Consider the following 24,284-nt stretch of genomic DNA (forward strand, 5'->3'; position numbering starts at 1 on the left):
ACCTTTCCGCTGAAAAGAGAAGGGTGGCGTCATTGCTGACAAAATGAGAACAAAAGTGAACAAACATCTTGGCGTGATGCGGCGTGGCTATTAGATTGGGCGTGTGACACTGAATTTGAAACCCGCTGCCGCATCAGCCGCTTTTGCCCTGCCGGACCGTTTTGTTGAATGGTTCGGTTCCAAGGGCTGGTCTCCGCGCGCCCATCAGCTTGAATTGCTGGCGCGGGCAGAAGACGGGCAATCGACCTTGTTGATTGCGCCGACTGGCGCTGGCAAGACGCTGGCCGGGTTTTTACCCGCGCTGGTGGATCTTGAGCGGAAAGGCCGTAAAAAGCCGGGTATGGCGAAGCGCGGCGTTCATACGTTGTATATTTCGCCGCTGAAGGCGCTGGCGGTCGATATCCATCGCAACCTCACAGTGCCGGTCGAGGAAATGGGGCTTGATATCACCATCGAGACCCGCACCGGCGATACGCCTGCGCATAAGCGCCAGCGGCAGAAACTGGCACCGCCGGATATTCTGCTAACCACACCGGAACAGCTGGCCTTGCTGATCGCGTCCAAGGGGGCGGACCAGTTCTTCAAGGGATTGCGCTATGTGGTGCTGGACGAGTTGCATTCGCTGGTGATTTCCAAGCGCGGCCACTTGCTGGCGCTGGGGCTGGCGCGGCTGCGCCGTCTGCAACCGCAATTGCAGACCATCGGGCTGTCAGCGACCGTGGCCGAGCCGGACCAATTGCGCCAGTGGCTTGTGGAGCAGGACGGCACCGATCCCAAAGCCGGACTGGTGACGGTGGATGGTGGCGCGAAACCGGAAATATCCATCCTCGATTCCGAGGAACGGGTGCCGTGGGCCGGGCATTCCGCACGCTATGCCACTGCCGATGTCTATGAGGCGATCCGGGCGCATCGCACCACGCTGCTTTTCGTCAATACGCGCAGTCAGGCGGAAATGCTGTTTCAGGAGCTGTGGCGCATCAATGAAGATACGCTGCCGATTGCCTTGCATCACGGTTCGCTCGATGCCAGCCAGCGCCGCAAGGTCGAACAGGCCATGGCCGCCAATACGTTGCGGGCGGTTGTCGCCACTTCCACGCTTGATCTCGGTATTGATTGGGGCGATGTCGATCTGGTCATCCATGTCGGCGCGCCAAAGGGGGCGAGCCGTCTGGCACAGCGTATCGGTCGCGCCAATCACCGCATGGACGAGCCGAGCCGCGCCATTCTCGTGCCTGCCAATCGTTTTGAGGTGATGGAATGTCGCGCCGCACTCGACGCCAATTATCTCGGCGCGCAGGATACGCCGCCGCTGATCGACGGCGCGCTCGATGTGCTGGCGCAGCATGTGCTCGGCATGGCCTGCGCCGAACCGTTTAATGCCGATCAGCTTTTTGCCGAAGTGCGCAGTGCTGCACCCTACATGAACCTTTCCCGCCAAAGCTTTGATCGCATTCTGGATTTTGTCGCAACGGGCGGTTATGCGCTCAAAACCTATGAGCGCTTTGCCAAAATCCGCAAGACGGTGGATGGCAGGTGGCGGGTGTCCAATCCGCGGATCGCGCAGCAATATCGCCTGAACATCGGCACGATTGTCGAAGCGCCGGAGCTGAACGTGCGGCTCACACGTGGCGGCAAGAAAGCCAGCGCCTATGGCGGGCGTGTTCTGGGCCGGATCGAAGAATATTTTCTGGAAACGCTGACATCCGGCGACACTTTCCTGTTTGCGGGCAAGGTGTTACGCTTCGAAGGTATTCGCGAAAACGAATGCATCGCCACGAGTGCTGCCGGTCAGGATGCGAAAATACCGGTCTATGCGGGCGGGAAGTTCCCGCTTTCGACTTATCTTGCCTCTCAGGTGCGCGCCATGCTGGCTGATCGCACACGCTGGCAGTTTCTGCCCGAACAGGTGCGCGAGTGGCTGGAGGTGCAGGAATTCAAATCCGTGCTGCCGCGCACCGATGAATTGCTGATCGAAACTTTTCCGCGGGGTGGTCGGTTCTACATGGTGGCCTATCCGTTTGAGGGCAGGCTGGCCCATCAGACGCTCGGCATGTTGCTGACGCGCCGGCTGGAACGGATGGGCGCCCATCCGTTGGGCTTCGTCGCCACCGATTATTCACTGGGCCTGTGGGGGCTGAAGGACATGGGCGCGATGATCCGCTCCGGTTCGCTAAACCTCACCCGCCTGTTCGATGAGGACATGCTGGGCGACGATCTCGAAGCATGGCTTGACGAAAGCTATCTTTTGAAGCGGACTTTCCGCAATTGTGCCGTGATTTCCGGTTTGATCGAGCGCCGTCATCCGGGGTTGGAAAAGACCGGGCGGCAGGTGACTGTTTCTACCGATCTGATCTATGACGTGCTACGCGGCCATGAACCCGACCATATCCTCTTGCGGGCAACGCGGGCGGATGCCGCGACAGGGCTTCTCGATATCAAGCGCCTCGGCGACATGCTGGCGCGCGTGAAAGGTCATATCTTGCACAAGCCGCTTGAGCATATTTCGCCGCTGGCCCTGCCGGTGATGCTGGAAATCGGGCGCGAGCGTGTGGCAGGCGAGGGCGATGAAATGCTGCTTGAGGAAACAGCTGACGATCTCATCCGCGAGGCGATGGAATAAGAAATGAGAATGAGGGTTTCGGAATGAGAGCGGCTGTCTGGAGCAATGGCGAGGCCTATAGTCTCGCGCACACGCAAGTGCGCGGCATTGCCGCCGTTTGCGATCCTTCCGGCGCACTGTTTCTGCCCGATCTCGCCATGCTGGTCGTGTCTGATCTGCATCTGGAAAAAGGCTCATCCTTCGCCCGGCGTGGGCAACTGATCCCACCTTATGATACGGCGGCAACGCTCGATATGCTTGCTGTGGCAGTCGCCCGTTACCAGCCGAAGGTGATCATCAGCCTTGGCGACAGTTTTCATGATCCGAAAGCCAGCGAACGCCTGCCGTCGCTTTACGCCATCCGACTGAAATCGCTGATGGAAAATCGCGACTGGTTCTGGATCACCGGCAATCACGATCCCGAACGCCCGGTCGATCTACCGGGCGATTGTGTGGAGGAACTGGCGGTGGGACCGCTTGTGTTCCGGCACGAACCCTCGCGCATGCTTGGGCAGGGCGAGATTGCGGGCCATCTGCATCCGGCGGCGCGCATCGTGCGGCGTGGGCGCTCCGTGCGTCGTCCCTGTTTCGTCAGCGATGGCGAAAGGCTGATCATGCCCGCTTTCGGTGCATATACCGGCGCGCTCAACGTGCTGGACCGCGCCTTTCGCGGCCTTTTTGTCGATGAAACGTTACGCGCCTATATGCTGGGGCAAGGCAAGGTCTATCCGATTGCCCGCGGCGCGCTGCATGGCGGTTGAACCTTTGCATTTACGCATTATCCGACGCATCGAAGCGGGATTAGAAATCAGTCCAGTGAACTGATTTCCCCGCGTAGGCGCTTCGCACTTTTGCTGGAAATGCTCTAGTCTTTCCTGAACAGAATACGTCCGAACCAGCCGGTGAAGACCGCCAGAAAAACCGCGAACAGACCATAGAGCAGGCTATATTGGTGGGCGGCGTTATAAACGCTTTGCTCCAGACCGGCCTTGACGATTTCCAGACCGGCATTGGCTTCGCGCAGAAAGACGCCGTTGCGAAACAAAAGTGCACGCGCCTTGTGTCGTCCAACCGGCACATTGGCTGGCAGGTTGAGCGTCGCGCGAAACAAGGTGCGTGACACGAATTCCACGCCACCAATGCGCTGATTGTAGAGGCCCTGCCGGATTTTCATCTCGCGAAGCTCGGTTCCGAATTTCGGAATGTTGCCCGACAGGCTCGAAGGGTCTTCCGGGTTCAGATAGAAATTGCGCACGCCGACCGAAAGCTGACGGTAGACTTTTTCATCCGCAATATCCTGAAGATTGCGCGTCGAGGCGAGCGAATAGGATAGCGGAACGCCGAGAAAAGTCTCTGAATCGGCGTTGATCCAGACGCCCAGATAACGCTCCTTCTTGCGCACCACCAGGTTGCGTTCCGGCCCCTGCAAAACCACGATAATATCGTAACGCCCCTGCCGTTGGATCATCGGATCGGCATTGTCCAGCGCGCCGAAAATCGTCAGATCCGTGCCCCCGAAGTTGGAGGTGATGGCGATGGTTTCGGTCGAAAGGCCGATATCGATCGTTTCTTCCGCAGGCGTCTGCAACTGTGGGACTGTATTGCCGTCGCCACTGGCATTAATTTGCGCGAATGCGGCGCTCGCGAGAAGCGAAAGAGTGAGTGCTGAGACGAGGGCAGCGCTCCGCATCTCAAAAATCCGCTATCGTGATCGAGAACAGATTATCAGGCCGCACGAAGAGGCCAAAGGCAAGACGCAATGCAACGGCCAGCACAAGCAGGGCCAGCAAAAGGCGCAATTGTTCGCCGCGCAGTTTTTGGCCAGCGCGCGCACCATATTGCGCGCCGATCACGCCGCCAATCATCAGCAGGAAAGCCAGTACGATATCGATAGACTGGTTGGTGGTCGCCTGCATGACCGTGGTGAAAGCGGTCACGAATGTAATCTGGAAGAGCGAAGTGCCCACAACCACATTGGTCGGCACATGCAAAAGATAGATCAGCGCGGGCACCATGATGAAGCCGCCGCCGACGCCCATGATCGACGACAACAGACCGATAAAGAAGCCGATGCCGAGAACCGGGATGATGCTGACATAGATGGTCGAGGCGCGAAACCGCATTTTGAACGGCAGCCTGTGGATCCAAGTGTGCTGGCCGGGGCGGCGTATGGCGCCGCCTTTCTTGACCCGCCGCAAAGCGCGCAGGCTTTCCACCAGCATTAGCCCGCCAACACTGCCGAGGAAAAATACGTAGAGGATCGATACGATCAGATCGAGCTGGCCCAGTTCGCGCAGCCATGAGAAGACAAAAATACCGAGCAGCGAGCCGACGATACCGCCAGCAACGAGAAACAGGCCGAGCTTGATATCCAGCGTTCGCCGTTTGAAATGAACGAGCGCACCGGAAACAGACGAAGCGATAACCTGATTGGCGCCGGTCGCAACCGCAATGGCAGGCGGAATATTGTAGAAGATCAGCAGTGGCGTGATCAGAAATCCACCGCCCACACCGAACAGGCCGGAAAGAAAGCCGACCGCAGCGCCCATGCTGAGCAGAACCAGCATGTTGACCGATAATTCTGCAATGGGAAGATAAATACCCAATTCCGAACCCGGCTCTCACGGACGCATACGCTTCTCGGGCCCGCTGCGGTCGCGCAATCCCGCGAGGCCTGTTCACCTAACCGTCTTGCGCTGCCCGATCCGCGAAGTCAAACGCCGATTGGTATTACGGTTACCTTGCGCGGGACGTGTTACTTTCCTGCAATGGTTAGCCGCTTTTTCTATGTATTTTTCTGCAGCAGCAGCTGAACCAGCTTCTGATCGACATTGCCGGTTGGCTGCAGCCCGTTGGCCTTCTGGAACGAGGCAATGGCCGTGCGGGTCTTGCCGCCCATCACGCCGTCTGCCGTGCCGACATCATAGCCGTTCTTCTTGAGAATAAGCTGGATGTTGCGAACTGCCTTCTTCATATCCACCGAGCCGGTGGTGGTCGGCTTGGCTTCCGTCCAGGCATCCGGCACGTCAATGGAATTGGTGGCCTCGTTAAGCGGCTTTGCCTTCCATGACTGGACGGTGGCCTTCGCCTGTTCCAGCTGTTCCGGCTTCAGCGCTTCGGCGATCTGGTCGCGCTTCTGGGCGGCGTCCTTGTCACCGGAATTGGCGGCAAGCGCGAACCATTTGTAGCTTTCTTCCAGATTAACCGGGACACCGAGGCCCTTGGCGGCAAGAATGCCGAGATTGAACTGGCTGTCCTTCACGCCGAGGTCGGCAGCTTCGGTAAACCAGCGGGCGGCCGACGCATTGTCCGGAGCGCCGTTTGCGCCGGTTGCGAACAGAACGGCGAGGTTGTGCATCGCGCTTGCATTGCCCTGTTGCGCCGAAAGCTGATACCAGGTCTTGGCCTTGTCCAGATCGCGGGGCATGCCGAGGCCTTTTTCATTGAAATTGCCAAGGCGATACTGTGCCGGTGCAAAACCCTGACCGGCGGAAATGTCATACCATTGTGCGGCTTTGGTAAAGTCGGCGGTGACGCCGCGACCTTCCATGTAGCGATTGCCGATTTCGAACAAGGCGCGGGCATCGCCCTTGGCGGCGGCTTCGCGCAAGGCAGCCGGACCCGCTTCTTCCGGGATGGCCGGAAGAGCGACTTGAGCGGGTGCGGAAGGTGACGTGGTCTCTGCAGGCGCAGAGGCTTCGACCGGAGTGGTCGGCGCGCTGGCGATGACCGTTTCAATGGTGGACGATGGTTCCGATGCAGCGGGCGCTTCGGCCTTTTCCTGACGCGGCTCGATAATTTGTGGTGCCTCAGCTTGAACCGGAGCCTGCGGTGCTGCTGCTGGTGTCTCAGCGACGGGCGCTTCCGGCTGCGGAGCAACATCGACAGTCGCGTCGGTCGGTTCATCGCGGGTGAGGAAGGCGCTGCCGACTTGCAGACCCGCCATGGCGATCATGACGGCACCGATTGCCATCAGGATCGGCTTGCGCTGACGCTGCATGACATCGCCAACGGACTTTTTCTTCTTGCCTGCGCCCTTGACCGAACCCTTCTGGAGTTGTTCGGATTCGGCGGCTGCAAGCTGTGCGGCGCGGCGGGCGGCAGTGATAAAATCAACCTTGCCATTGGCTGCCAGAGCGGCGTCGGCTGCATCTTCGCGCTGGCGGCGTTCTTCGCGCACGCGCTTCATGATGGAGTTGAGGTCGGGCATATGATCGCCGCCGAACCGGGCATCCGGTTCGCTCTCGACGATGGGTTCGACAGTGGCCATTTCACTTTCGAAAGCCGGGGCGTCGTTTTTGTCGAAGCTTTCGGCCTTGAGATCGCCATCGGTATTCGCGCCGTTCTTGTCAGCGCGACGTCCGCGCATTGCCTTGGCAAGCCCCCCGAACAGCGACGACTTGCCGGAAGCTTCGCCAACGGGCGCAGCAACGACAGCGGTTTCGCCCTGAATGGTGGCAAAGGCAGCTTCGGCGGCAGCGGCTGCAGGCGAACGAGGCGTGTTCAGGCGCGGGGCACCGGTTTCCGGAGCGGAAAAGCGCGGTGCCGGGTCGCCCGCCAAAGCCATGGCCGGGCGCGCATCGTCTTCACGCTTGTCCGGATTGCGATTGGCAAGGCTTTCACTGCCCTGACCGCCCATATCCTGTTCAAGCCGGGACAGGCGATCCACGATCTTGACCAGCGTGTCGTGCACGGCTTCAAAGGTCTTGCTGTTGCGCTCGTCCGTATTGCGGGCCAGCATTTCCAGCGACTTCATATCGTCCGCGAGCTGACGGGCAATGGCTGTGTCGCCCTGGCTACCGTGCTGGAGAACACGCGCAACGGCGCTTTCCGCCGCTTCACGCGCCGCGTCGAGAACGGTCTCTCGGTTCGTTTCGAGCGAACGTTCGATGGAATCGAGGCGCGGCTTGATCTGGGCGAGTTCGGCAACCGGCTGGGCCAGATGGTGGGCGATATTGGCAATCTGATCTTCCAGATTGCGGATGGCTTCGCTGTCGGCCAGATTTGGCATTTCATAATGCGGCGCTTGCAGCAAGCCGAGCGAGATCTGCTGCGAAATGTCGTCAAGACGACCTTCGAGCGTATGGATCGCGTCGCTGTCGATGGAGCGGCCGCCATATTGCGCATCCAGCCGTTCGGTCAGTTCCGCGAAACGGCGGTCGATGGTGTCGAGAACCGCAGGGTCCGGCTCATGGCTGCGCCGTTCGGCGTTTTCCAGCTTCTGGCCAATGGCTTCGAGGCGGGCTTCAACGCTGCGATAATCGGACTGGCTCAGATTTTCCGTGACCTTGGCGACCTGATTGGCCAGAAGGCTGATCTGGTGTGCGAGCTGTTCGGCGATGCGATCGGGCAGAGCCTGTCCGCTGGACAGCACATCGATGCGCTGCGATAGCTCGCTCAGCTTCTGGAACAAGACATCTGAGTTCTGTCGGGAAGCCGAACCGTCGATCTGGTCTGCAAGCTCGGCAAGGCGCTTCTCGATGCGCTCCAGACGACGCGCATCTTCCTGATCGGGACGTTGCGCGCGGCTGGTCGCGATGATCGCACGGCTGATTTCGTCAAGCCGGGTGTCGATCTGGTTCAGCATATCCTGTTCGAAAGGCGCTGCGTTCTGCGGGTTCAGCGCGTCTTCGATGGAGTGGGTCAGCCTACCGATCCGCTCTTCAATGGCGCTGAAAGCATGGGACTGCGGCAGGGTGCCGATGGCTTCGCGCATCTGCTCAAGGCGCGAGCCAATGGCGTTGAGCGCCGGATTAACGGCGTCATGACGCTTTTCGAAAGCCTGCATCTGCGCGTCGAAGCGGTCCCAGCGATTGTCGATACGGCGCAGGGTTTCCTCGCGGGCAAGCGTATGGACGGTGCGGTTCAATTCATCGAACTGGCGGCGCAGCGCCTGCGCATTGGCCTCGCTGCTGCGCTCGGCAAGCAGGTGCACGCTTTCGCTGAGGCGATCGAAATCGTCACTCATGCGCTGCGAAAAACCTTCTTCGCTGGCAGCGCGCTGCATGCGCGACATTTCACGGCTGGCATCGCTGATCTCAGTGCTCGATGCAAAGCGCGCCTTCGCCTGTTCCTGGCTGTCCCGACGGCGGCGCAGATTGTCGGCGATTTCTGCGAGACCGGCTGCGGTCTCATCCGCATAGCGCGGGGCGGTAGGCTGGTGAGCGGCAAAGGAGGGGGCGTTCGGATGCGGTGCTGCGGGAGCGTCCTGTTCCAGCTCCATCAGGCGGCGCTCAAGACCGGCAAGCGTGCGGTCGAGCTCCTGCATGGCTGCGGATGCGGGGCGACGCTCGCGATGCGCGTTCAAATCATCAATCCTGGAACGCGAACCGGAAGCTAGCTCTGGATTTGCCATGAGAAATTCACTTTTCCAAATGATAAGGGTCGCCGGACGCAAATTCGGGAACGCAGAACCTTAGAAACTTGCTGCACCTACATTTGTACAAACGTAGTAAACAAGTCGTTAATATGCGGGTTTTCAGCTTGTTTTTGAACGAAAATTGTCCGGTCTGACGGCTCGCGCAGGTGTGGTAGGCACCAAATTGCGGGTTCGGAACTGGCCGGGTTCATCATGGCAGTACGAACAACCAGAATCGACGGGCAGGCCGGTCATTGTGTGGCCGAAGCTTTTACCTTGAGTCGTTTTCTCAATGAGGTTCCATCGCGCCTTGGTGCGGTGGACGGGCGTTTCCGGGGGCGGAAACAGGGATTAATATGAGTGAAAAGGCCATAGAGCCTGTAACGATAGCGGAGCTCCTGACCGGGAGCAGCTTGAAGGTCAGAGAAGATTACCAGCAACGCAGCCAATTGTTCCGGATTGGCGACCTGGCGCATGAGTTTGGTCTGTCGCTGCGCGCATTGCGTTTCTACGAGGATAAAGGATTGTTAAACCCGCGGCGGGCCGGGGTCACGCGGCTTTATGACCGTGAGGACCATACCCGTCTGCGTCTCATTCTGTTTGGTCGCCAGATCGGCTTTACGCTGGCGGAGACGAAACAGCTCATCGATCTTTGGAAAGAGGGCGCAAGCGATCTCGGTCAGGTCGATGATTTGCGCGCAACGCTTTCCGGAAAGCTTGCTGAACTTGAGAAGAAGAAGGGCGAAATCGACCGCTCGATTGAAGAGCTGAAAGCGCTTCTGAAAAGACTGGTGACGCCATCGGCGTGAGCGCTGAAGGACAGACCGCCTTTTCGCGGGGGCGAAAAGGCGGTCTTTGTCGTTTATGCGATGTCTTCGACCTGATCGAGATAGTCGCCATAGCCTTCGGCTTCCATCTCGGCCTTCGGCACAAAGCGCAGGGAGGCGGAGTTAATGCAATAACGCAGGCCGCCGCGATCAACCGGGCCGTCCGGGAAGACATGGCCAAGATGGCTGTCGCCATGGGCGGACCGTACTTCGGTGCGAACCATACCATGTGAGATGTCATTCAACTCGCTGACATTGGCCGGTTCAATCGGCTTGGTGAAGCTTGGCCAGCCGCAATGGGAATCGTATTTGTCGCTGGATGCAAAGAGCGGCTCGCCGGAAACGATATCGACGTAAATACCGGCTTCCTTATTATAGAGATATTCGCCGGTTCCCGGGCGCTCGGTGCCGCTTTCCTGCGTAACGCGATATTGCTCCGGGGACAGTTTGGCGATGGCCTCTGGATTCTTGCTGTAGCTCATGGGTAAAACTCCCTGTCATTCCACTTGAATCTAGGCCGTCTGTCGCAACAATTCCAGAGGACGGCACGGGAATTTGATGGGTTTCAACTGTCTTGCGTGACCAGTGCGGTTTCAGCTGTGCGCGTCACTTCCTGCAGTACGAAAAGCGCATTTTCCAGCGATTGACGGTCGATCTTTTCGAGAAGCTCGGCGCGGATATGATGCGTCACTTCCTGAAGTTCGCGAACCTGTTCCTGTCCTTCAGGCGTCAGCTCGATGCGCTTGGCGCGACGGTCGCCTTCCACCGGAACACGGCGGATAAGCTCCTGTTTTTCCAGCCCATCCAGCAGGCGGACAACCGATGGATGCTCGATTTCCAATGCATCGGCCAGTTCGCGCTGGTTCCAGTCGCGATCCTGCGCAAGCAACAGCATCACGCGGGCGCGTGATAGCGTCAGGCCAAGCGCCCGAACGCGAGAGTCAAATAGGTTGCGCATTTTTCGGGCCGCAGTGGATAGGCCCATCGTGAACGCGGCGTGCAGTTCCTGTTTCGGGTCATACATTACTTAGCAATCTAAAATATGGGTGTGCTATACATATAGCGATCTCCGATTTGATCGCAAGGGTTGCGGCTGGTTCATTGCAGCTTTCGGTAACCCTGAAATGACAACGTTTGCACAATTTTGCTTTACGTACCTCAAAACGAAAGTTAAGCTCGCAATTGTGAGGCTTTGGGAGGAGTTCACGTGCGATTTGATTATCAGGATCAATGGCGGGGAAGTTACGGCTGCAAGCGTAGCGCATCGAACGGTGCACGCTTATGACTTCGGCTGCAAATCCCGACAAAACTGCGCTTCTTGAAGCCCGATCCCTGTCGAAATCTTTCGGCCCTGTGCAGGTGCTGAAAAATATCAATCTGCAAATTTACGGTGGTGAGGTTCACGCGATCATCGGCGAGAACGGCGCCGGTAAATCGACGCTGATGAAGCTTCTTGCAGGCAATGAACGCCCGACAGCCGGTGAAATCCTTATTGACGGCAAGCCAATCGCCTTTGCAAATCCGGTTGAGGCCGAAGCACAGGGCATCGTCCTTGTGCATCAGGAAATATTGCTCGCACCCGATCTGACAGTTGCGCAAAATATTTATCTCGGTCGGGAGCTGTTAAACGGCATTACGGTCAACGACCGCTCCATGCGCGAGGGCGCACGCAAGGCGATACGGGACCTCGGTGCCGATATTAATCCCGATGCGGTGGTCGGCAGCCTGTCGATAGCGCAACGCCAGCTGGTGCAGATTGCGCGGGTTCTGCTGGTGCCGCACCGCGTGGTGATTTTCGACGAACCGACAGCTTCGCTGACGCCGGTTGAGACCGAAGCTCTGTTGAAGGTCATTCGCGATATCCGTGCCAAGGGCGTGGCGGTCCTCTACATTTCGCATCGCCTGCCGGAAGTGAAGGAAATCTCCGACCGGGTAACCGTGCTGCGGGACGGAACGCTTGTTGCTGCGCATATGGCGTCGCAGCTTCAGCCAGCCGACATGGCGCGTCTGATGGTCGGGCGCGATGTGGCGAAGCTTTATCCAGACCGCGCAACGCAGCATGGCGGTGAAGCTGTTCTGGAGGTCAGCGGCTTTTCCGTGCCCGGCTATGTGAAGGAAGCGAGTTTCCGCCTGAACAGAGGCGAGATACTGGGTTTCGCGGGACTGGTCGGCGCTGGCCGCACGGAACTGATGGAAGGCGTCGTGGGCCTGCGGCCCGGTAAGGGCGATGTGCGCCACAACGGCAAGCCCGCGCATTTCCGCGATGCCCATGACAGTCTGACGGCGGGCATCGCTTATCTGAGCGAAGATCGCAAAGGCAAGGGACTGTTGCTGACCAAGGATCTTGGCATCAATCTGACGCTCGCTTCACTCAAGAAATTCGTCAGCCGCTTCCAGATCGACCGCAACAAGGAGCGCGTGGCGCTGGATGATGCAATCCGCGATTTCGACATTCGCACGGGGAACAAGGACATTCTGGCCGGGCAATTGTCCGGGGGTAACCAGCAGAAACTGCTTCTGGCCAAGATGATGATGCTCGATCCATCTATTGTCATCATCGACGAGCCGACCCGCGGCATCGATGTCGGGACCAAGGAGCAGATTTATCAGTTTATCGCCAGTCTGGCCGACGAGGGGCGTTCGATCATTGTCGTGTCATCGGAAATGCCGGAGCTGATCGGTATTTGCGACCGTATCATCGTGATGCGCGAAGGACGCATCGCGGGCGAGGTTACGGGCGAGCGAATGACGGAACATGACATCGTCGTTCTGGCGACCGGTGTTAATGCAGAAGCGGCCTGAACGGCAATAAACAGAAAAAGACAATGAGTGGGAATTCAATGACACAGGTTGCGACTGATAAAAGCCGGGTACCGAAGACGTCCAACGACTGGGACCTGAGAGCCATCGCGCCATTCATCGCGCTTGCTCTTCTGCTGGTTCTTGGGGCAATCGCCAATCCCAACTTCATCAGCATTGACAATCTGCTGAATGTCGCAACGCGCAGCGCCTTCATTGCCATCATCGCGCTCGGCGCGACCTATGTGATCTCGTCGGGCGGTCTCGATCTTTCCGTCGGGGCAATGGTGGCCTTTGTCGCCAGTATCATGATCCTGTTCATGAACAGCGGCATCATCGCCGATCCGGTGATGATGCTGATTGCCGCCGTCATGCTGGCGGTCGTGGTGGGTGCGGCCTGCGGCCTCCTGAACGGACTGATCACGACGGTTGGAGGGATCGAGCCTTTCATCGCGACGCTCGGCACGATGGGCATCTATCGCGGTCTTACGACATGGCTGTCGCAGGGCGGCGCGATTACGCTCCGCAATCCAGACATACAGTCGCTTTATCGCCCGGCCTATTTTGGCACGGTTTTCGGCGTGCCTGTGCCGGTGATCGCCATCTTCGTCACGGCGGCAATTGCTGCCTTCGTCCTCTATCGAACGCGCTATGGGCGGCATGTGATTGCGGTTGGCTCCAGCGAGGATGTGGCGCGCTATTCCGGCATTTCTGTCAAGCGCGTGCGGACCATTGCCTATGTGGTGCAGGGGCTTTGTGTGGCCGTTGCCGTGCTGCTTTACGTGCCGCGCCTTGGCTCCACCTCGGCCACGACCGGTATTCTTTGGGAATTGCAGGCCATCACGGCGGTTGTGGTTGGCGGAACTGCGTTGCGCGGCGGTGTTGCCCGCGTCTGGGGCACCATCTGCGGCGCATTCATTTTGGAGATCGTCGGCAACATCATGCTGCTGTCGAACTTCATCAGCGAATATCTGATCGGGGCCATTCAGGGCGCGATCATCATCATCGCCATGCTGGTGCAGCGGTCACTTTCGCGACGATGACATGCAGGAATTGGCGGGATTGCAGGGGCGATCCCGGCAAAAAGGGGTATGTCTCCCGAAACCGGATACGGTGCTGGGAATAGGCATGCGTCCACTGAAAGAGACAAGCCCCGTTTTTTTGGGAGGAAAACATGCGAAGGAAATTTTTGGGCGTTGCTTTCGCCGCTTTGGCTGCAAGTGCCATGGCATTTACCGGTGTCGCCAGTGCACAGGACAAGAAAGTCACCATCGGCGTTTCAATTCCGGCTGCCGACCATGGCTGGACGGCAGGTGTCGTCTATCACGCCGAGCGCGTGGCCAAGCTTTTGATGCAGGAGCATCCGGGCCTGAACGTCATCGTTAAGACCTCGCCGGATGCGGCCAATCAGGCCAATGCGTTGCAGGATCTGGCGGTGCAGGGGCTTGACGCGCTGGTCGTACTGCCATCCGATCCTGACCCGCTGGTCAACGCAATCAAGGAAATCAAGGACAAGGGCACATTCGTCGCGCTGGTCGACCGTGCGCCGAGCAACAATGACAATTCGATCCGCGATCTCTATGTCGCCGGTAACAATCCGGCGCTCGGTCAGGTTGCAGGCGAATATATCAAAAAGACCACGCCGGATGCGCAGGTCGTGGTTATTCGCGGCATGCCGATCCCGATCGACCAGCAGCGTCAGGACGGCTTTGACAAGGGCATTGAAGGCTCCAACGTCAAGGTTCTCGACCGCCAGTACGGCAACTGGAACCGCGACGATGCTTTCCGCGTCATGCAGGACTTCCTGACCAAATATCCGAAGATCGACGTGGTCTGGTGTCAGGATGACGACATGGCCGTTGGCGTTCTCGAAGCCATCAAGCAGGCCAACCGCAGTGATATCCAGTATATCGTTGCCGGTGCCGGTTCCAAGGACATGATCAAGAAGGTCATGGACGGCGACAAGCTTGTGCCGGTCGATGTGCTCTATCCGCCAGCGATGGTGGGCACGGCCATGCAGCTCACGGCTGGTCATTTCTATGACCAGACCCCGGTCAGCGGCAACTACATCCTCGATGCAACGCTCGTCACGAAAGACAATGCCGAGCAGTTCTACTTCCCGGATTCGCCATTCTGATCCGTTTGTATGCGCCCGCCGGTTTGGCGGGCGCATTTTCATTTTATTCTGGAGGAGTTTCGATGAAGACGATCAAGGGGCCGGGGATTTTCCTCGGGCAGTTTGCGGGCGATGCAGCGCCGTTCAACACATGGGACGGCATCACCAAATGGGCCGCCGAAAAAGGTTATGTCGGCGTTCAGGTGCCCACCTGGGCAAGCCAGCTGATCGATCTTAAAAAAGCCTCCGAATCCAAGGATTATTGCGACGAGTTCGCCGGGGTGGCGAAGGAAAACGGGGTGGTTGTCACCGAGCTTTCCACCCATCTGCAAGGCCAGCTTGTCGCTGTTCATCCGGCCTATGATGAAGCCTTTGACGGCTTTGCCGTGCCGGAAGTGCGTGGCAATCCCAAAGCCCGGCAGGCCTGGGCCGTCGAACAGGTGAAGATGGCGATCAAGGCGTCGCGCAATCTCGGTATTGGCGCGCATGCGACCTTTTCCGGCGCGCTCGCCTGGCCGTTTATCTATCCATGGCCGCAGCGGCCAGCCGGTCTGGTCGAAACGGCGTTTGATGAACTCGCGCGCCGCTGGACGCCGATCCTCGACCATGCCGAGGAGCATGGCGTCGATATCTGCTACGAAATTCACCCTGGCGAAGACCTGCATGACGGTGTGACCTTCGAGATGTTTCTGGAGCGTGTGAAGAACCACCCGCGCGCCAACATGCTCTACGACCCGTCGCATTATGTGCTCCAATGTCTCGATTATCTCGACAATATCGACATCTACAAAGACCGGATCAGGATGTTCCACGTCAAGGATGCGGAGTTCAACCCGACCGGACGTCAGGGCGTTTATGGCGGCTATCAGGGCTGGGTCAATCGCGCCGGTCGTTTCCGCTCGCTCGGCGACGGGCAGGTTGATTTTGGTGCTGTCTTCTCCAAAATGGCCGCGAATAATTTTGACGGCTGGGCCGTGGTCGAATGGGAATGCGCCTTGAAGCACCCGGAAGACGGGGCGCGCGAAGGTGCGGAATTCGTAAAGGCGCATATTATTCGCGTCACCGACAAGGCGTTCGACGATTTTGCATCCGGCGGCACCGATGACGCTGCCAATCGCCGTATGCTGGGTCTTTGAGACGAAATGAGGAACTCATGACGATTGAAGCCAAAACCAAGGAAACAGCAACGCCGCGCATCCGGCTTGGGATGGTTGGCGGTGGAGCAGGGGCCTTCATTGGCGGCGTGCACCGCATGGCATCACGGCTCGACAACCGCTTCGAACTGGTTGCGGGCGCACTGTCGTCCTCGCCGGAAAAGGCGCAAGCGTCAGGACGTGAACTGGGACTGGCGTCGGACCGCATCTATTCGGATTTCCGCGAAATGGCGATCCGCGAAGCGCGGTTGAAAAACGGCATTGAAGCCGTTTCCATTGTGACGCCAAACCACGTTCACTATGAAGCCGCGAAAGAATTCCTGAAGCGCGGCATCCATGTCATTTGCGACAAGCCGCTGACCTCCACGCTGGCCGATGCCAAAAAGCTGAAGAAAGCGGCTGATGAGAGCGGCGCGCTGTTCGTGCTGACCCACAACTATACCGGTTACCCGATGGTGCGGCAGGCCCGCGCCATGGTGACGAGCGGTGAGTTGGGCGATCTGCGTGTTGTGCAGGTGGAATATGCGCAGGACTGGCTGACCGAAGCCGTCGAAGCCACGGGCGCGAAGGGCGCTGTCTGGCGCACCGATCCGGCGCAGTCCGGCCTTGGTGGTGCCACGGGTGATATCGGCACCCATGCCTTCAATCTTGCATCCTTCGTCACCGGGCTGACATTGGACAGTCTGGCTGCCGATCTCGACAGTTTTGTCGAGGGGCGTCGTCTTGATGACAATGCGCATGTGATGCTGCGCTTTGCGGGCGGCGCCAAGGGCATGCTCTGGTGCAGCCAGGTTGCGCCCGGCAACGAAAATGCGCTTCGCCTGCGTGTCTACGGCACCAAAGGCGGCATTGAATGGGCGCAGGAAGACCCGAACCGGCTGTGGTTTACCCCGTTCGGGGGCGAAAAACGGCTTATCACGCGCGGCGGTGCGGGTGCCGGACCTGAAGCTGCACGGGTAACGCGTGTGCCTGCTGGTCATCCAGAAGGCTATCTCGAAGCTTTTGCGACGATCTATACCGAAGCAGCCAATGCTATCGAGGCGCATCGTGAAGGCAAAAAGCCGGACGGTGCGGTGATTTATCCAACCGTTGACGATGGGTTGCTAGGTGTGAGCTTTATCGACGCTTGCGTCCGCTCGTCGAAGAGAAACGGCGCCTGGGTCAATCTCTGATCGGAAGCGAATAATTAAGTTGAGCGGCCACCTTGTGGCCGCTCTGCCGTTAAAAAACCATTTTAATTGCATGTTTCTAAGCAAACGCTTGCGAAGGCGTGTTGGTCATTCTGATCTGCCCGCTTTTAGGGCAGGTCTCGCACAGAGCCGCTTGAGACATACGCCATGCAGAAATTCCGTCCCACAATCGCCAGCGGCCCATTGTGCCTTCTGACGGTGCTCTACGTTTTCATCTTCACCAACGCTTCTTTCTGGCATGCACTCGGCGCTTATTACGCTGATGCGCCGTGGAAACTGGCGGGCATTGCGGCGGCACTCGTGCTACTCCATACCGCGCTGCTTCTGGTGTTTTCGGCGAAATACGTCATCAAGCCGATCCTGATCCTGTTTGTCCTGATCGCGGCTGGCGGCTCCTATTTTACCGATACATTCGGGACGATCATCGACAAATTCGTGGTTGAGGCCGCGCTGACGACCACGCAGGCTGAATCCGGCGCGTTGCTGACGCCAAGCTTCGTTTGGCACATGATGTTGTTCGGTGTTGTGCCGTCCTTGTTGATCGTATGGGTGCGGGTCAAGCATCGGCCCTTGCTCGGCAAGGTGGCCGTCAATACGGGGATAATCTTCGCCTGTCTCGCGGCGTCGATTGCCATATTGGGTGTGAATTACGCGGCCTATTCTTCAATGTTCCGCGAGCACAATGCTGACATTATGCAAAAGCTGATGCCGGGAACGCCGATCACCAGCACGGTGCAATATGTAGCGCATACGATCAAGAATCGCGACATTCCGATGGAGCCGCTCGGGCTTGATGCCAAACAGGCGATGACGAAGCTGCCGGCAGATAAGAAGCTGCTGACGGTTGTTGTCGTGGGTGAGACTGCACGCGCACAGAATTTCAGCCTCAACGGCTATTCGCGGGAAACCAATCCGGAATTGAAGCAGCGCAATGTTGTCGCCTTCACCGACACGACGAGTTGCGGGACGGAAACCTCGGTTTCGGTGCCCTGCATGTTCTCGCCTTTTACACGCGAGGAGTTTTCCAATACCAAGTTTCGTGGATCGGAAAATCTGATGGACGTGCTGCAACACGCAGGTGTCCAAGTGGCCTGGTATGAAAACAATACCGGCAGCAAGGGCGTTGCCGACCGGATCAAGACGATCGAACTGCAAGCCGTCAAGGACGCGCGTTACTGCGAGGGCGGCGAATGTATCGACCAGATTCTGGTCGATAGTCTGGGCAAGGAACTGAACGCGCTTTCGGGCAATGCCACCATCGTGCTGCATATGACGGGCAGCCATGGCCCAGCCTATTTTCGCCGTTACCCGGAAGAGTTTGCGAAGTTCAAGCCTGATTGCCGCTCCAACGATTTCGCCAAATGCTCGCATGACGAGATCGTCAATGCATACGACAATTCAATCCTTTATACGGATCACATCCTGTCTGAAGTCATTGATATGCTGAAAGCGCATGAAGATAAATTCGCTTCGTCGATGATCTACATGTCCGACCACGGCGAGTCTCTCGGCGAAGATGGTCTCTATCTTCATGCCGCGCCGTATTTCATTGCGCCATCGCAGCAGACCCATGTGCCGTTCATCACATGGTTTGCGCCGGACTATGCGGCTGATACGGGACTTGACGTCGATTGCCTGAAGAAGACAGTTGCCGAACCGTCCTCGCATGACAATCTGTTTCATACGGTGCTTGGCATGATGCAAATCAAAACAACGGTTTACGATCAAAAGCTCGACCGTTTTGCCGTGTGCCGCAAGCCGCACACGGTGGCGTTGAACTAAGTTGAAACCCCGCCGAATGGCGGGATTTGATAGCATCTAGAGCGGTTCCGGTTAAAACAGAATCGGGGAACCGCTCTATCTACTTGTTCTTAAGCATTATCCTACGTATCGAAGCGGGAACAGAAATCAGTCCAGTGGACTGATTTCCCTGCGTAGGCGCTTCGCACTTTTGCTGGAAATGCGCTAGGTCAGACGTAGCGATTGACCACGTTCTCCAGATATTCCTGACGGCCTGATTTCGGATGCGGATTGATATCCTGCGTTTCAACGGCAGTGGTGATCTGTTCAAGGGACATATCCCCCAGAAGCTTCTTGCCGAAGTCGCCGCCCCAGCCCGCATAGCGTTCCTCCAGCGGCTTTGAAAGCGCGCCATCCTCCAGCATGCGCGCCGCAGCCTTGAGGCCGCGCGCACAGCAGTCCATGCCGCCGATATGTCCGATCAGCAGATCCTGCGGGTCGAGCGACTGGCGGCGTAGCTTGGCGTCGAAATTCGTGCCGCCCGTTTTGAAACCGCCACCAAGAAGCACCTGATAATAAGCGAGCGCCATTTCCGGCACATTGTTGGGAAACTGGTCCGTGTCCCAGCCGGACTGGTAATCATTGCGGTTCATATCGATGGAACCGAGGATGCCGAGCGTGCGCGCCAGCGCCAGTTCATGCTCGAACGAGTGCCCGGCAAGAATGGCGTGGCCCTGTTCGATGTTCAGCTTCACTTCGTTTTCGAGGCCATAGCGTTTCAGGAAGCCATAAACCGTGGCCACATCGTAATCATATTGGTGCTTGGTCGGTTCCTGGGGCTTCGGTTCGATCAGGATCGTGCCTTTGAAGCCGATCTTGTGCTTGTACTCGACAACCAGATTGAGGAAACGTCCCATATGGTCGAGTTCGCGTGATAGATCGGTGTTGAGTAGCGTTTCATAGCCTTCACGACCGCCCCAAAGCACGTAATTCTGGCCGCCAAGCCGCATCGTGGCGTCAAGACAGGTTTTGACCGTGGCCGCCGCGAAGGCAAAAGCTTCCGGGTCGGGATTGGTTGCCGCGCCCGCCATATAGCGGCGATGAGAGAAGAGATTGGCGGTCCCCCAGAGCAGGTTTATGCCGGTTTCAGCCTGCTTTTTCTCAAAAATATCAACAATTTCGTTAAGGTTTTTGGTGTTTTCCGCGAAGTTCGCGCCTTCCGGACGCACATCGGCATCGTGAAAGCAGTAGTACGGTGCGCCGAGCAGCGAAAAGAACTCGAAGGCGACATCGGCCTTCAGCTTTGCCGCTTCCATATCGTTGGAATACCAAGGCCGCTCAAATGTACGCCCGCCAAACGGGTCGCCACCTTCCCAGGCGAATGTGTGCCAATAGGCAACCGCGAAACGCAGGTGATCTTCCATGCGTTTGCCAAGCACGATCTCGTCAGGATTGTAGTGTCGAAATGCCAGCGGATTATCGCTGTCTGCGCCTTCAAAACGAACTTTCTCGATGTCCCCGAAAAATCCGGTCGCCATTGTTATCCTCCCATTTGTTTTGATCTTCAGCCAGCCAACGAGTGCAGGGCCGGGTAGAGCGCGCGATAGCGCTGATAGGCTTCGTCATAAGCGGAGAGCAGCGCCTGTTCCGGCACGACAGTACGGGCGGTGCGCGGCGGCGTGCAGATCGAAAACGGATCGGCGCCGCTGGCTGCAATCAGCCCCAGACGTGCTGCGCCAAAAGCCGCGCCAAAGTCGCCTTCTTCCGGCAGCGAGATGGGCGTGTTCAGCGCCGCTGCGATCGATTTTAGCCAATAGGCCGAGCGGGAACCGCCGCCAACTGCGATGAGCGAATGAATTTCGGTGCCCGCCGATTGGAGCGCGACGAGACTGTCGCGAATGGCGAAGGCGACGCCTTCCAGAACGGCCTGTGTCATGGCGTTGCGGTCGGTCTCATGTTCGAGACCATTGAAGCTGCCGCGAATTTTGGCGTCATTATAAGGGGTGCGTTCGCCGGAGAGATAAGGCAGGAAAGTTACACTGCCGGGCGTCTGGACGGTGTCACCCAGTTCCTGATCAAGCGTGTGCGGGGTCGTGCCGACGACACGCGCGAACCAGTCAAGCGCGCTTGCCGCCGAAAGGATGACACCCATCTGGTGCCACGTGCCCGGCAGCGCGTGGCAAAAGGCATGGACAGCGCTTTCCGGCTTTGGCTGATAAGCGCCATTGGCGGCAAACAGGACGCCGGATGTGCCAAGCGACACGAACGCATGGCCGGGCTTTACAGTCCCCATGCCGCAGGCCGAAGCGGCGTTGTCTCCCGCACCGCCAGCGACCACAGGGCGACCGTCTATACCCCAGCGCGCGGCGAGTTCGGCACGCAGTTGGCCCGTGGCGTCGCTGCCTTCCGCAAGGCGCGGCATGTGGCTTTCGGTCAGTCCCGTCTTTGCAAGCAATTCGGACGACCAGTGACGCCCGCCCGTGTCGAGCCAGCTTGTCCCGGCGGAATCCGACATGTCTGATACGTGTTCGCCGGTTAGCCAGAGGCGCAGATAATCCTTGGGCAACAGTATCTTATGCGTCTTGGCGAAGGTTTCGGATTCATTGCGGGCGACCCAGACCAGTTTCGGTGCCGTAAAGCCCGGAAAGACGATATTGCCGGTAATAGTGCGGAAGGCCGGATCGGCATCAAGCTCTGCGGCTTCGCGATAGCTCCGCGTGTCGTTCCAGAGAATGCAGGGGCGCAGCACCTGATCCGTATCGTCCAGCAATGTCGCACCATGCATCTGGCCAGAAAGGCCGATGCCCTTGATGGCTGCGAATTCTTTCGGATGAGCTTGCCGCAGGGCGTCGATGGCAGTTTCAGTCGCGCTGATCCATTGGGCGGGGTTCTGCTCGCTCCAGCCTGCATGCGGGCGCGAAACGTCCAACTCGCCATGGGCGGAACCAACAAGTCGCTGATTGTCGTCGATCAGAAGCGCTTTGACGCCGGATGTTCCAAGATCGAGGCCGAGATACATGGTGGCTCCTGTCGGAATTTCACGATGGCCGATGGTTCAGCAGAACTGCGGCAAGTTATCTTTGAGAAAGATTTCGATGCGGATATGTTCCTGCCCCGCAATGATCGGCAGACGATCTGCGGACGCTTTCAGGATGCGAATGGCGCTGCGGATTTCATGCCCGGCATCCTGTGACAGAACGCCATGCACCAGCCCCTGTTCCAGCGCCTGCGAGGTGGCTTCGTCGCGTTCATGGGCAATCACCAGAGGGCGTTTTCCCTCATGGGTGGCGAGCGCGCGAAGCAGGCCGCCATTGCCAGCGCCGAGGCTGTAGATGCCTGCAATATCGCTGCGCTCGCGAAGGAGGGTGCGCACCAGATTTTCCACGCGCACATCTTCGTCGAGGCCTTCAAGGGCGGGGAGGATGGAGCGTTCCGGAAAATCGCTTCGCATGGCGGAGGTGAAGCCGTCGAAACGTTCGCGATGATCGCGCACTTTCAACGAGCCGGTGAGAATGGCGATGACACCGTCTGTCCCATTCGCGAACAGGCCGAGAAGACGGGCTGCCGTGCGTCCCGCTGCAACATTGTCCACGCCGACATAATGTTCACGGGCGGAATGGCCGAGGTCAGAAACCAGCGTCACGGCATGCACGCCGCTTGCGCGCAGCCGGTCACAGGCCGCGCGAACCGGATCGGTATCGAGCGCGACAAAAGCCACCCCATCCGGCTTGCCAAGGGCGCTGGCGTCAAGTGCTGCGACCAGCGCAAGCTCGTCAAACGCCGGAACCAGAACGAGATTGATCGAGACACGCTCGGTCAGCGCGTGTTCGCTCGCAACAGCGATCTCTTCGCGAAGGCTGAGCATGAAGGTGTTGTCATTGTCGGGCACAATGAAATCGAAATGATAGAGCCGGCTGCGGGCCAGATTGGCGGCCCCCACATCGCGGACATAGCCAAGCGTATTCATCGCCTCCGTCACCCGTTCACGGGTTTTGGACCGGACGCCGGGACGGTCGTTCAAAACGCGATCAACCGTGGCAAGGCTGACGCCTGCAGTGCGCGCTATATCATGAACGGTAGGTTTCATTCCTGCTCCTCCGCACAAACCATAGGAGCAAAAATGAGGTACGTAAATCAAAAAATTTTAATTTCGATTTTTGTTGAGATATCAACAGGGTCTGGCGGTAAATTCGCGTTGGGCGAAGCAGATATGACGTAACGTGATGACGCAGATGCCAAAGGAAAGGGCGGCTTCAGCCGCCCGATCCTGTTTCTTGGAATCAATCCCAATAGGGGCGTGGTCTGTGGCGTGGTGGCCCGTCGCGATATTCGTCGCGCCAATGATGACGGCGCCAGTCTCTTGGCGGCGGACCCCAGCCCCAGCGTGGTGGCGGCGGGCCCCATCCCCAACCGGGAGGCGGGGGTGGCGGACGGCGATATCGGGGAACACATACGCCGCGACGTGACATGCGCCAGCCGGGGCCGCACCAGTAATCCGCTTTCTGCACCAGTCCCGATTGCGCGGGCGCTTGCAGATTGCCGACCGGGTTGGCTTCGGCATTAAAGGCGAACACCGCCAGTGCCGCAGCTAAAGAAAGTACCGACACTCTCATGTCGTTTCTCCATCTCGTTTAACGGCACCAGTCTGGTCTCCCAATTGGGACTATTCGCGGCAGCTGAAATCAATTTGCCTGTACGGCGGATATAATCACGCTACCAGTGAGGCACGCCATTATTGCCCGCCCAACCGTTTCATCGTTTTCTTCAAGGTCGAAATGCTTTGATATCCCGCTTCGACACTGGCAATGGCAAGCGGTATGCCCTCCGCACGTTTACGCATGACATGCGATACCCGCAGGCGCTGCCGCCATTCGACAAAACTCATGCCGGTCTGGAGACGGAACTTGCGCGTCATGGTGCGGCGGCTCATGCCGACTTCATCCGCCCAGTCGTCAATCGTGAGATCGAGACCGGGATTATCCAGAAGGCTGCGACAAAGCTTGCGCAACGGTTTATCGGTCGGCAGCGAAACGACATAGGGCTGTTCTTTCGCCGAGCGAACTTCGTCCAGAATAAGCGCTGTCAGATGCTGGCCGCGCCCGCGCTCATCATAGAGCACCGGTTCTTCGGCCAGAGCCTGCACGCTGGCGTCCAACAGGGGGGAAACTTTCAAAACGCGCGTCGGCTCCCAATGATCGCGCAGGACCGATTCTTCAATAAAGACCGCATGCATTTCGACCGAGCCATAAATATCGACGCTGTGCGGCACATCGGGCGGGAGAAGCACGGCATAACCGCTCGGCAGCATGAAAGCGCCATCTTCGGTTTGCGCCGTCATATAGCCACTATTGCTATAGAGAAGCTCGCCGCGCCGGTGACTATGCCAGCCGGACGAGGCACTTTTCTCATAGTCGCGCCGCATCACCGCCAGAGGGCGTGCGATGTCCTGATAGTCGATGGCGTGTTTCGGTCGCGTGCGAATTTCCATTTTGGCCCAATTT

At 58.3% G+C, this 24,284-nt stretch carries 19 protein-coding genes; 9 read left to right on the top strand and 10 right to left on the bottom strand.

Annotated features, from left to right (window positions below):
- Positions 1-103: 103 nt before the first annotated feature.
- A complete protein-coding gene (locus D8666_RS16355) occupies positions 104-2,620 on the top strand; it encodes a ligase-associated DNA damage response DEXH box helicase (RefSeq protein ID WP_109367572.1) in 2,517 nt (838 codons plus the stop codon).
- A gap of 23 nt (positions 2,621-2,643) precedes the next feature.
- Entirely contained in the window at positions 2,644-3,360 is a 717-nt protein-coding gene (gene pdeM / locus D8666_RS16360; RefSeq protein ID WP_109367571.1) for a ligase-associated DNA damage response endonuclease PdeM, read from the top strand.
- Positions 3,361-3,464: 104 nt separating this feature from the next.
- Here the strand turns inward: pdeM and D8666_RS16365 are convergent, their stop codons facing one another.
- The 3 genes from D8666_RS16365 to D8666_RS16375 all read right to left on the bottom strand — a co-directional run bounded on the left by D8666_RS16365 (position 3,465) and on the right by D8666_RS16375 (position 8,606).
- A complete protein-coding gene (locus D8666_RS16365; RefSeq protein WP_109367570.1) occupies positions 3,465-4,289 on the bottom strand; it encodes a TIGR02186 family protein in 825 nt (274 codons plus the stop codon).
- 1 nt (position 4,290) lies between these two features.
- Positions 4,291-5,166, bottom strand: coding sequence for a sulfite exporter TauE/SafE family protein (locus tag D8666_RS16370; protein WP_235858985.1), 876 nt, complete (start codon positions 5,164-5,166; stop codon positions 4,291-4,293).
- A gap of 218 nt (positions 5,167-5,384) precedes the next feature.
- Complete coding sequence (locus tag D8666_RS16375; protein WP_371830836.1) at positions 5,385-8,606, bottom strand: peptidoglycan-binding protein; 3,222 nt, start codon at positions 8,604-8,606, stop codon at positions 5,385-5,387.
- Positions 8,607-9,313: 707 nt separating this feature from the next.
- On the opposite strand from D8666_RS16375, the gene D8666_RS16380 reads away from it, so the two are divergent.
- Positions 9,314-9,766 carry a MerR family transcriptional regulator gene (locus D8666_RS16380; protein ID WP_109367567.1) on the top strand — a complete coding sequence of 151 codons (453 nt, stop codon included), beginning with the start codon at positions 9,314-9,316 and terminating at the stop codon, positions 9,764-9,766.
- Positions 9,767-9,819: 53 nt separating this feature from the next.
- Here D8666_RS16380 and msrB read toward each other — a convergent pair whose 3' ends face one another.
- Positions 9,820-10,266 carry a peptide-methionine (R)-S-oxide reductase MsrB gene (gene msrB / locus D8666_RS16385; RefSeq protein ID WP_109367566.1) on the bottom strand — a complete coding sequence of 149 codons (447 nt, stop codon included), beginning with the start codon at positions 10,264-10,266 and terminating at the stop codon, positions 9,820-9,822.
- Between the two features lie 83 nt (positions 10,267-10,349).
- Positions 10,350-10,808 carry a MarR family winged helix-turn-helix transcriptional regulator gene (locus D8666_RS16390; protein WP_109367565.1) on the bottom strand — a complete coding sequence of 153 codons (459 nt, stop codon included), beginning with the start codon at positions 10,806-10,808 and terminating at the stop codon, positions 10,350-10,352.
- Between the two features lie 257 nt (positions 10,809-11,065).
- On the opposite strand from D8666_RS16390, the gene D8666_RS16395 reads away from it, so the two are divergent.
- From D8666_RS16395 to D8666_RS16420, 6 genes are all read left to right on the top strand, one after another.
- A complete protein-coding gene (locus D8666_RS16395; protein WP_109367564.1) occupies positions 11,066-12,586 on the top strand; it encodes a sugar ABC transporter ATP-binding protein in 1,521 nt (506 codons plus the stop codon).
- A 38-nt stretch (positions 12,587-12,624) separates the two neighbouring features.
- Positions 12,625-13,626 carry an ABC transporter permease gene (locus D8666_RS16400; RefSeq protein ID WP_109367563.1) on the top strand — a complete coding sequence of 334 codons (1,002 nt, stop codon included), beginning with the start codon at positions 12,625-12,627 and terminating at the stop codon, positions 13,624-13,626.
- Positions 13,627-13,757: 131 nt separating this feature from the next.
- Positions 13,758-14,720 carry a substrate-binding domain-containing protein gene (locus D8666_RS16405; RefSeq protein WP_109367562.1) on the top strand — a complete coding sequence of 321 codons (963 nt, stop codon included), beginning with the start codon at positions 13,758-13,760 and terminating at the stop codon, positions 14,718-14,720.
- Positions 14,721-14,782: 62 nt separating this feature from the next.
- Entirely contained in the window at positions 14,783-15,835 is a 1,053-nt protein-coding gene (locus D8666_RS16410) for a sugar phosphate isomerase/epimerase family protein (protein ID WP_109367561.1), read from the top strand.
- A 17-nt stretch (positions 15,836-15,852) separates the two neighbouring features.
- Positions 15,853-17,025: a Gfo/Idh/MocA family protein gene (locus tag D8666_RS16415; RefSeq protein WP_109367560.1), complete on the top strand. Its 1,173-nt coding sequence runs from the start codon at positions 15,853-15,855 to the stop codon at positions 17,023-17,025.
- A 165-nt stretch (positions 17,026-17,190) separates the two neighbouring features.
- On the top strand, positions 17,191-18,825 hold the full coding sequence (locus tag D8666_RS16420) for a phosphoethanolamine transferase (RefSeq protein ID WP_109367559.1): 1,635 nt from the start codon (positions 17,191-17,193) through the stop codon (positions 18,823-18,825).
- Between the two features lie 188 nt (positions 18,826-19,013).
- Here the strand turns inward: D8666_RS16420 and xylA are convergent, their stop codons facing one another.
- From xylA to D8666_RS16445, 5 genes are all read right to left on the bottom strand, one after another.
- Positions 19,014-20,321, bottom strand: a complete 1,308-nt coding sequence (xylA, locus tag D8666_RS16425) for a xylose isomerase (protein WP_109367558.1) — start codon at positions 20,319-20,321, stop codon at positions 19,014-19,016.
- Positions 20,322-20,347: 26 nt separating this feature from the next.
- Positions 20,348-21,802 (bottom strand): xylulokinase, encoded by a 1,455-nt coding sequence (gene xylB / locus D8666_RS16430; protein WP_121538785.1) that lies wholly within the window; start codon positions 21,800-21,802, stop codon positions 20,348-20,350.
- Between the two features lie 36 nt (positions 21,803-21,838).
- Positions 21,839-22,870, bottom strand: a complete 1,032-nt coding sequence (locus tag D8666_RS16435; RefSeq protein ID WP_109367556.1) for a LacI family DNA-binding transcriptional regulator — start codon at positions 22,868-22,870, stop codon at positions 21,839-21,841.
- Positions 22,871-23,063: 193 nt separating this feature from the next.
- Entirely contained in the window at positions 23,064-23,396 is a 333-nt protein-coding gene (locus D8666_RS16440; RefSeq protein ID WP_124915971.1) for a hypothetical protein, read from the bottom strand.
- 119 nt (positions 23,397-23,515) lie between these two features.
- A complete protein-coding gene (locus D8666_RS16445; protein WP_109367554.1) occupies positions 23,516-24,271 on the bottom strand; it encodes an AraC family transcriptional regulator in 756 nt (251 codons plus the stop codon).
- Positions 24,272-24,284: the final 13 nt, after the last annotated feature.

It is taken from the genome of Ochrobactrum soli (genome assembly GCF_003664555.1).
Lineage (GTDB): Bacteria > Pseudomonadota > Alphaproteobacteria > Rhizobiales > Rhizobiaceae > Brucella > Brucella teleogrylli.

Bases quoted from the DNA above. Each gene is read 5' to 3' on its own strand.
- pdeM (WP_109367571.1), top strand. From the start codon at position 2,644: ATGAGAGCGGCTGTCTGGAGCAATGGCGAGGCCTATAGTCTCGCGCAC.
- D8666_RS16365 (WP_109367570.1), bottom strand. From the start codon at position 4,289: ATGCGGAGCGCTGCCCTCGTCTCAGCACTCACTCTTTCGCTTCTCGCG.
- D8666_RS16370 (WP_235858985.1), bottom strand. From the start codon at position 5,166: ATGCTGGTTCTGCTCAGCATGGGCGCTGCGGTCGGCTTTCTTTCCGGC.
- D8666_RS16375 (WP_371830836.1), bottom strand. From the start codon at position 8,606: ATGCAGCGCGCTGCCAGCGAAGAAGGTTTTTCGCAGCGCATGAGTGAC.
- D8666_RS16380 (WP_109367567.1), top strand. From the start codon at position 9,314: ATGAGTGAAAAGGCCATAGAGCCTGTAACGATAGCGGAGCTCCTGACC.
- msrB (WP_109367566.1), bottom strand. From the start codon at position 10,266: ATGAGCTACAGCAAGAATCCAGAGGCCATCGCCAAACTGTCCCCGGAG.
- D8666_RS16390 (WP_109367565.1), bottom strand. From the start codon at position 10,808: ATGTATGACCCGAAACAGGAACTGCACGCCGCGTTCACGATGGGCCTA.
- D8666_RS16395 (WP_109367564.1), top strand. From the start codon at position 11,066: ATGACTTCGGCTGCAAATCCCGACAAAACTGCGCTTCTTGAAGCCCGA.
- D8666_RS16400 (WP_109367563.1), top strand. From the start codon at position 12,625: ATGACACAGGTTGCGACTGATAAAAGCCGGGTACCGAAGACGTCCAAC.
- D8666_RS16405 (WP_109367562.1), top strand. From the start codon at position 13,758: ATGCGAAGGAAATTTTTGGGCGTTGCTTTCGCCGCTTTGGCTGCAAGT.
- D8666_RS16410 (WP_109367561.1), top strand. From the start codon at position 14,783: ATGAAGACGATCAAGGGGCCGGGGATTTTCCTCGGGCAGTTTGCGGGC.
- D8666_RS16415 (WP_109367560.1), top strand. From the start codon at position 15,853: ATGACGATTGAAGCCAAAACCAAGGAAACAGCAACGCCGCGCATCCGG.
- D8666_RS16420 (WP_109367559.1), top strand. From the start codon at position 17,191: ATGCAGAAATTCCGTCCCACAATCGCCAGCGGCCCATTGTGCCTTCTG.
- xylA (WP_109367558.1), bottom strand. From the start codon at position 20,321: ATGGCGACCGGATTTTTCGGGGACATCGAGAAAGTTCGTTTTGAAGGC.
- xylB (WP_121538785.1), bottom strand. From the start codon at position 21,802: ATGTATCTCGGCCTCGATCTTGGAACATCCGGCGTCAAAGCGCTTCTG.
- D8666_RS16435 (WP_109367556.1), bottom strand. From the start codon at position 22,870: ATGAAACCTACCGTTCATGATATAGCGCGCACTGCAGGCGTCAGCCTT.
- D8666_RS16440 (WP_124915971.1), bottom strand. From the start codon at position 23,396: ATGAGAGTGTCGGTACTTTCTTTAGCTGCGGCACTGGCGGTGTTCGCC.
- D8666_RS16445 (WP_109367554.1), bottom strand. From the start codon at position 24,271: ATGGAAATTCGCACGCGACCGAAACACGCCATCGACTATCAGGACATC.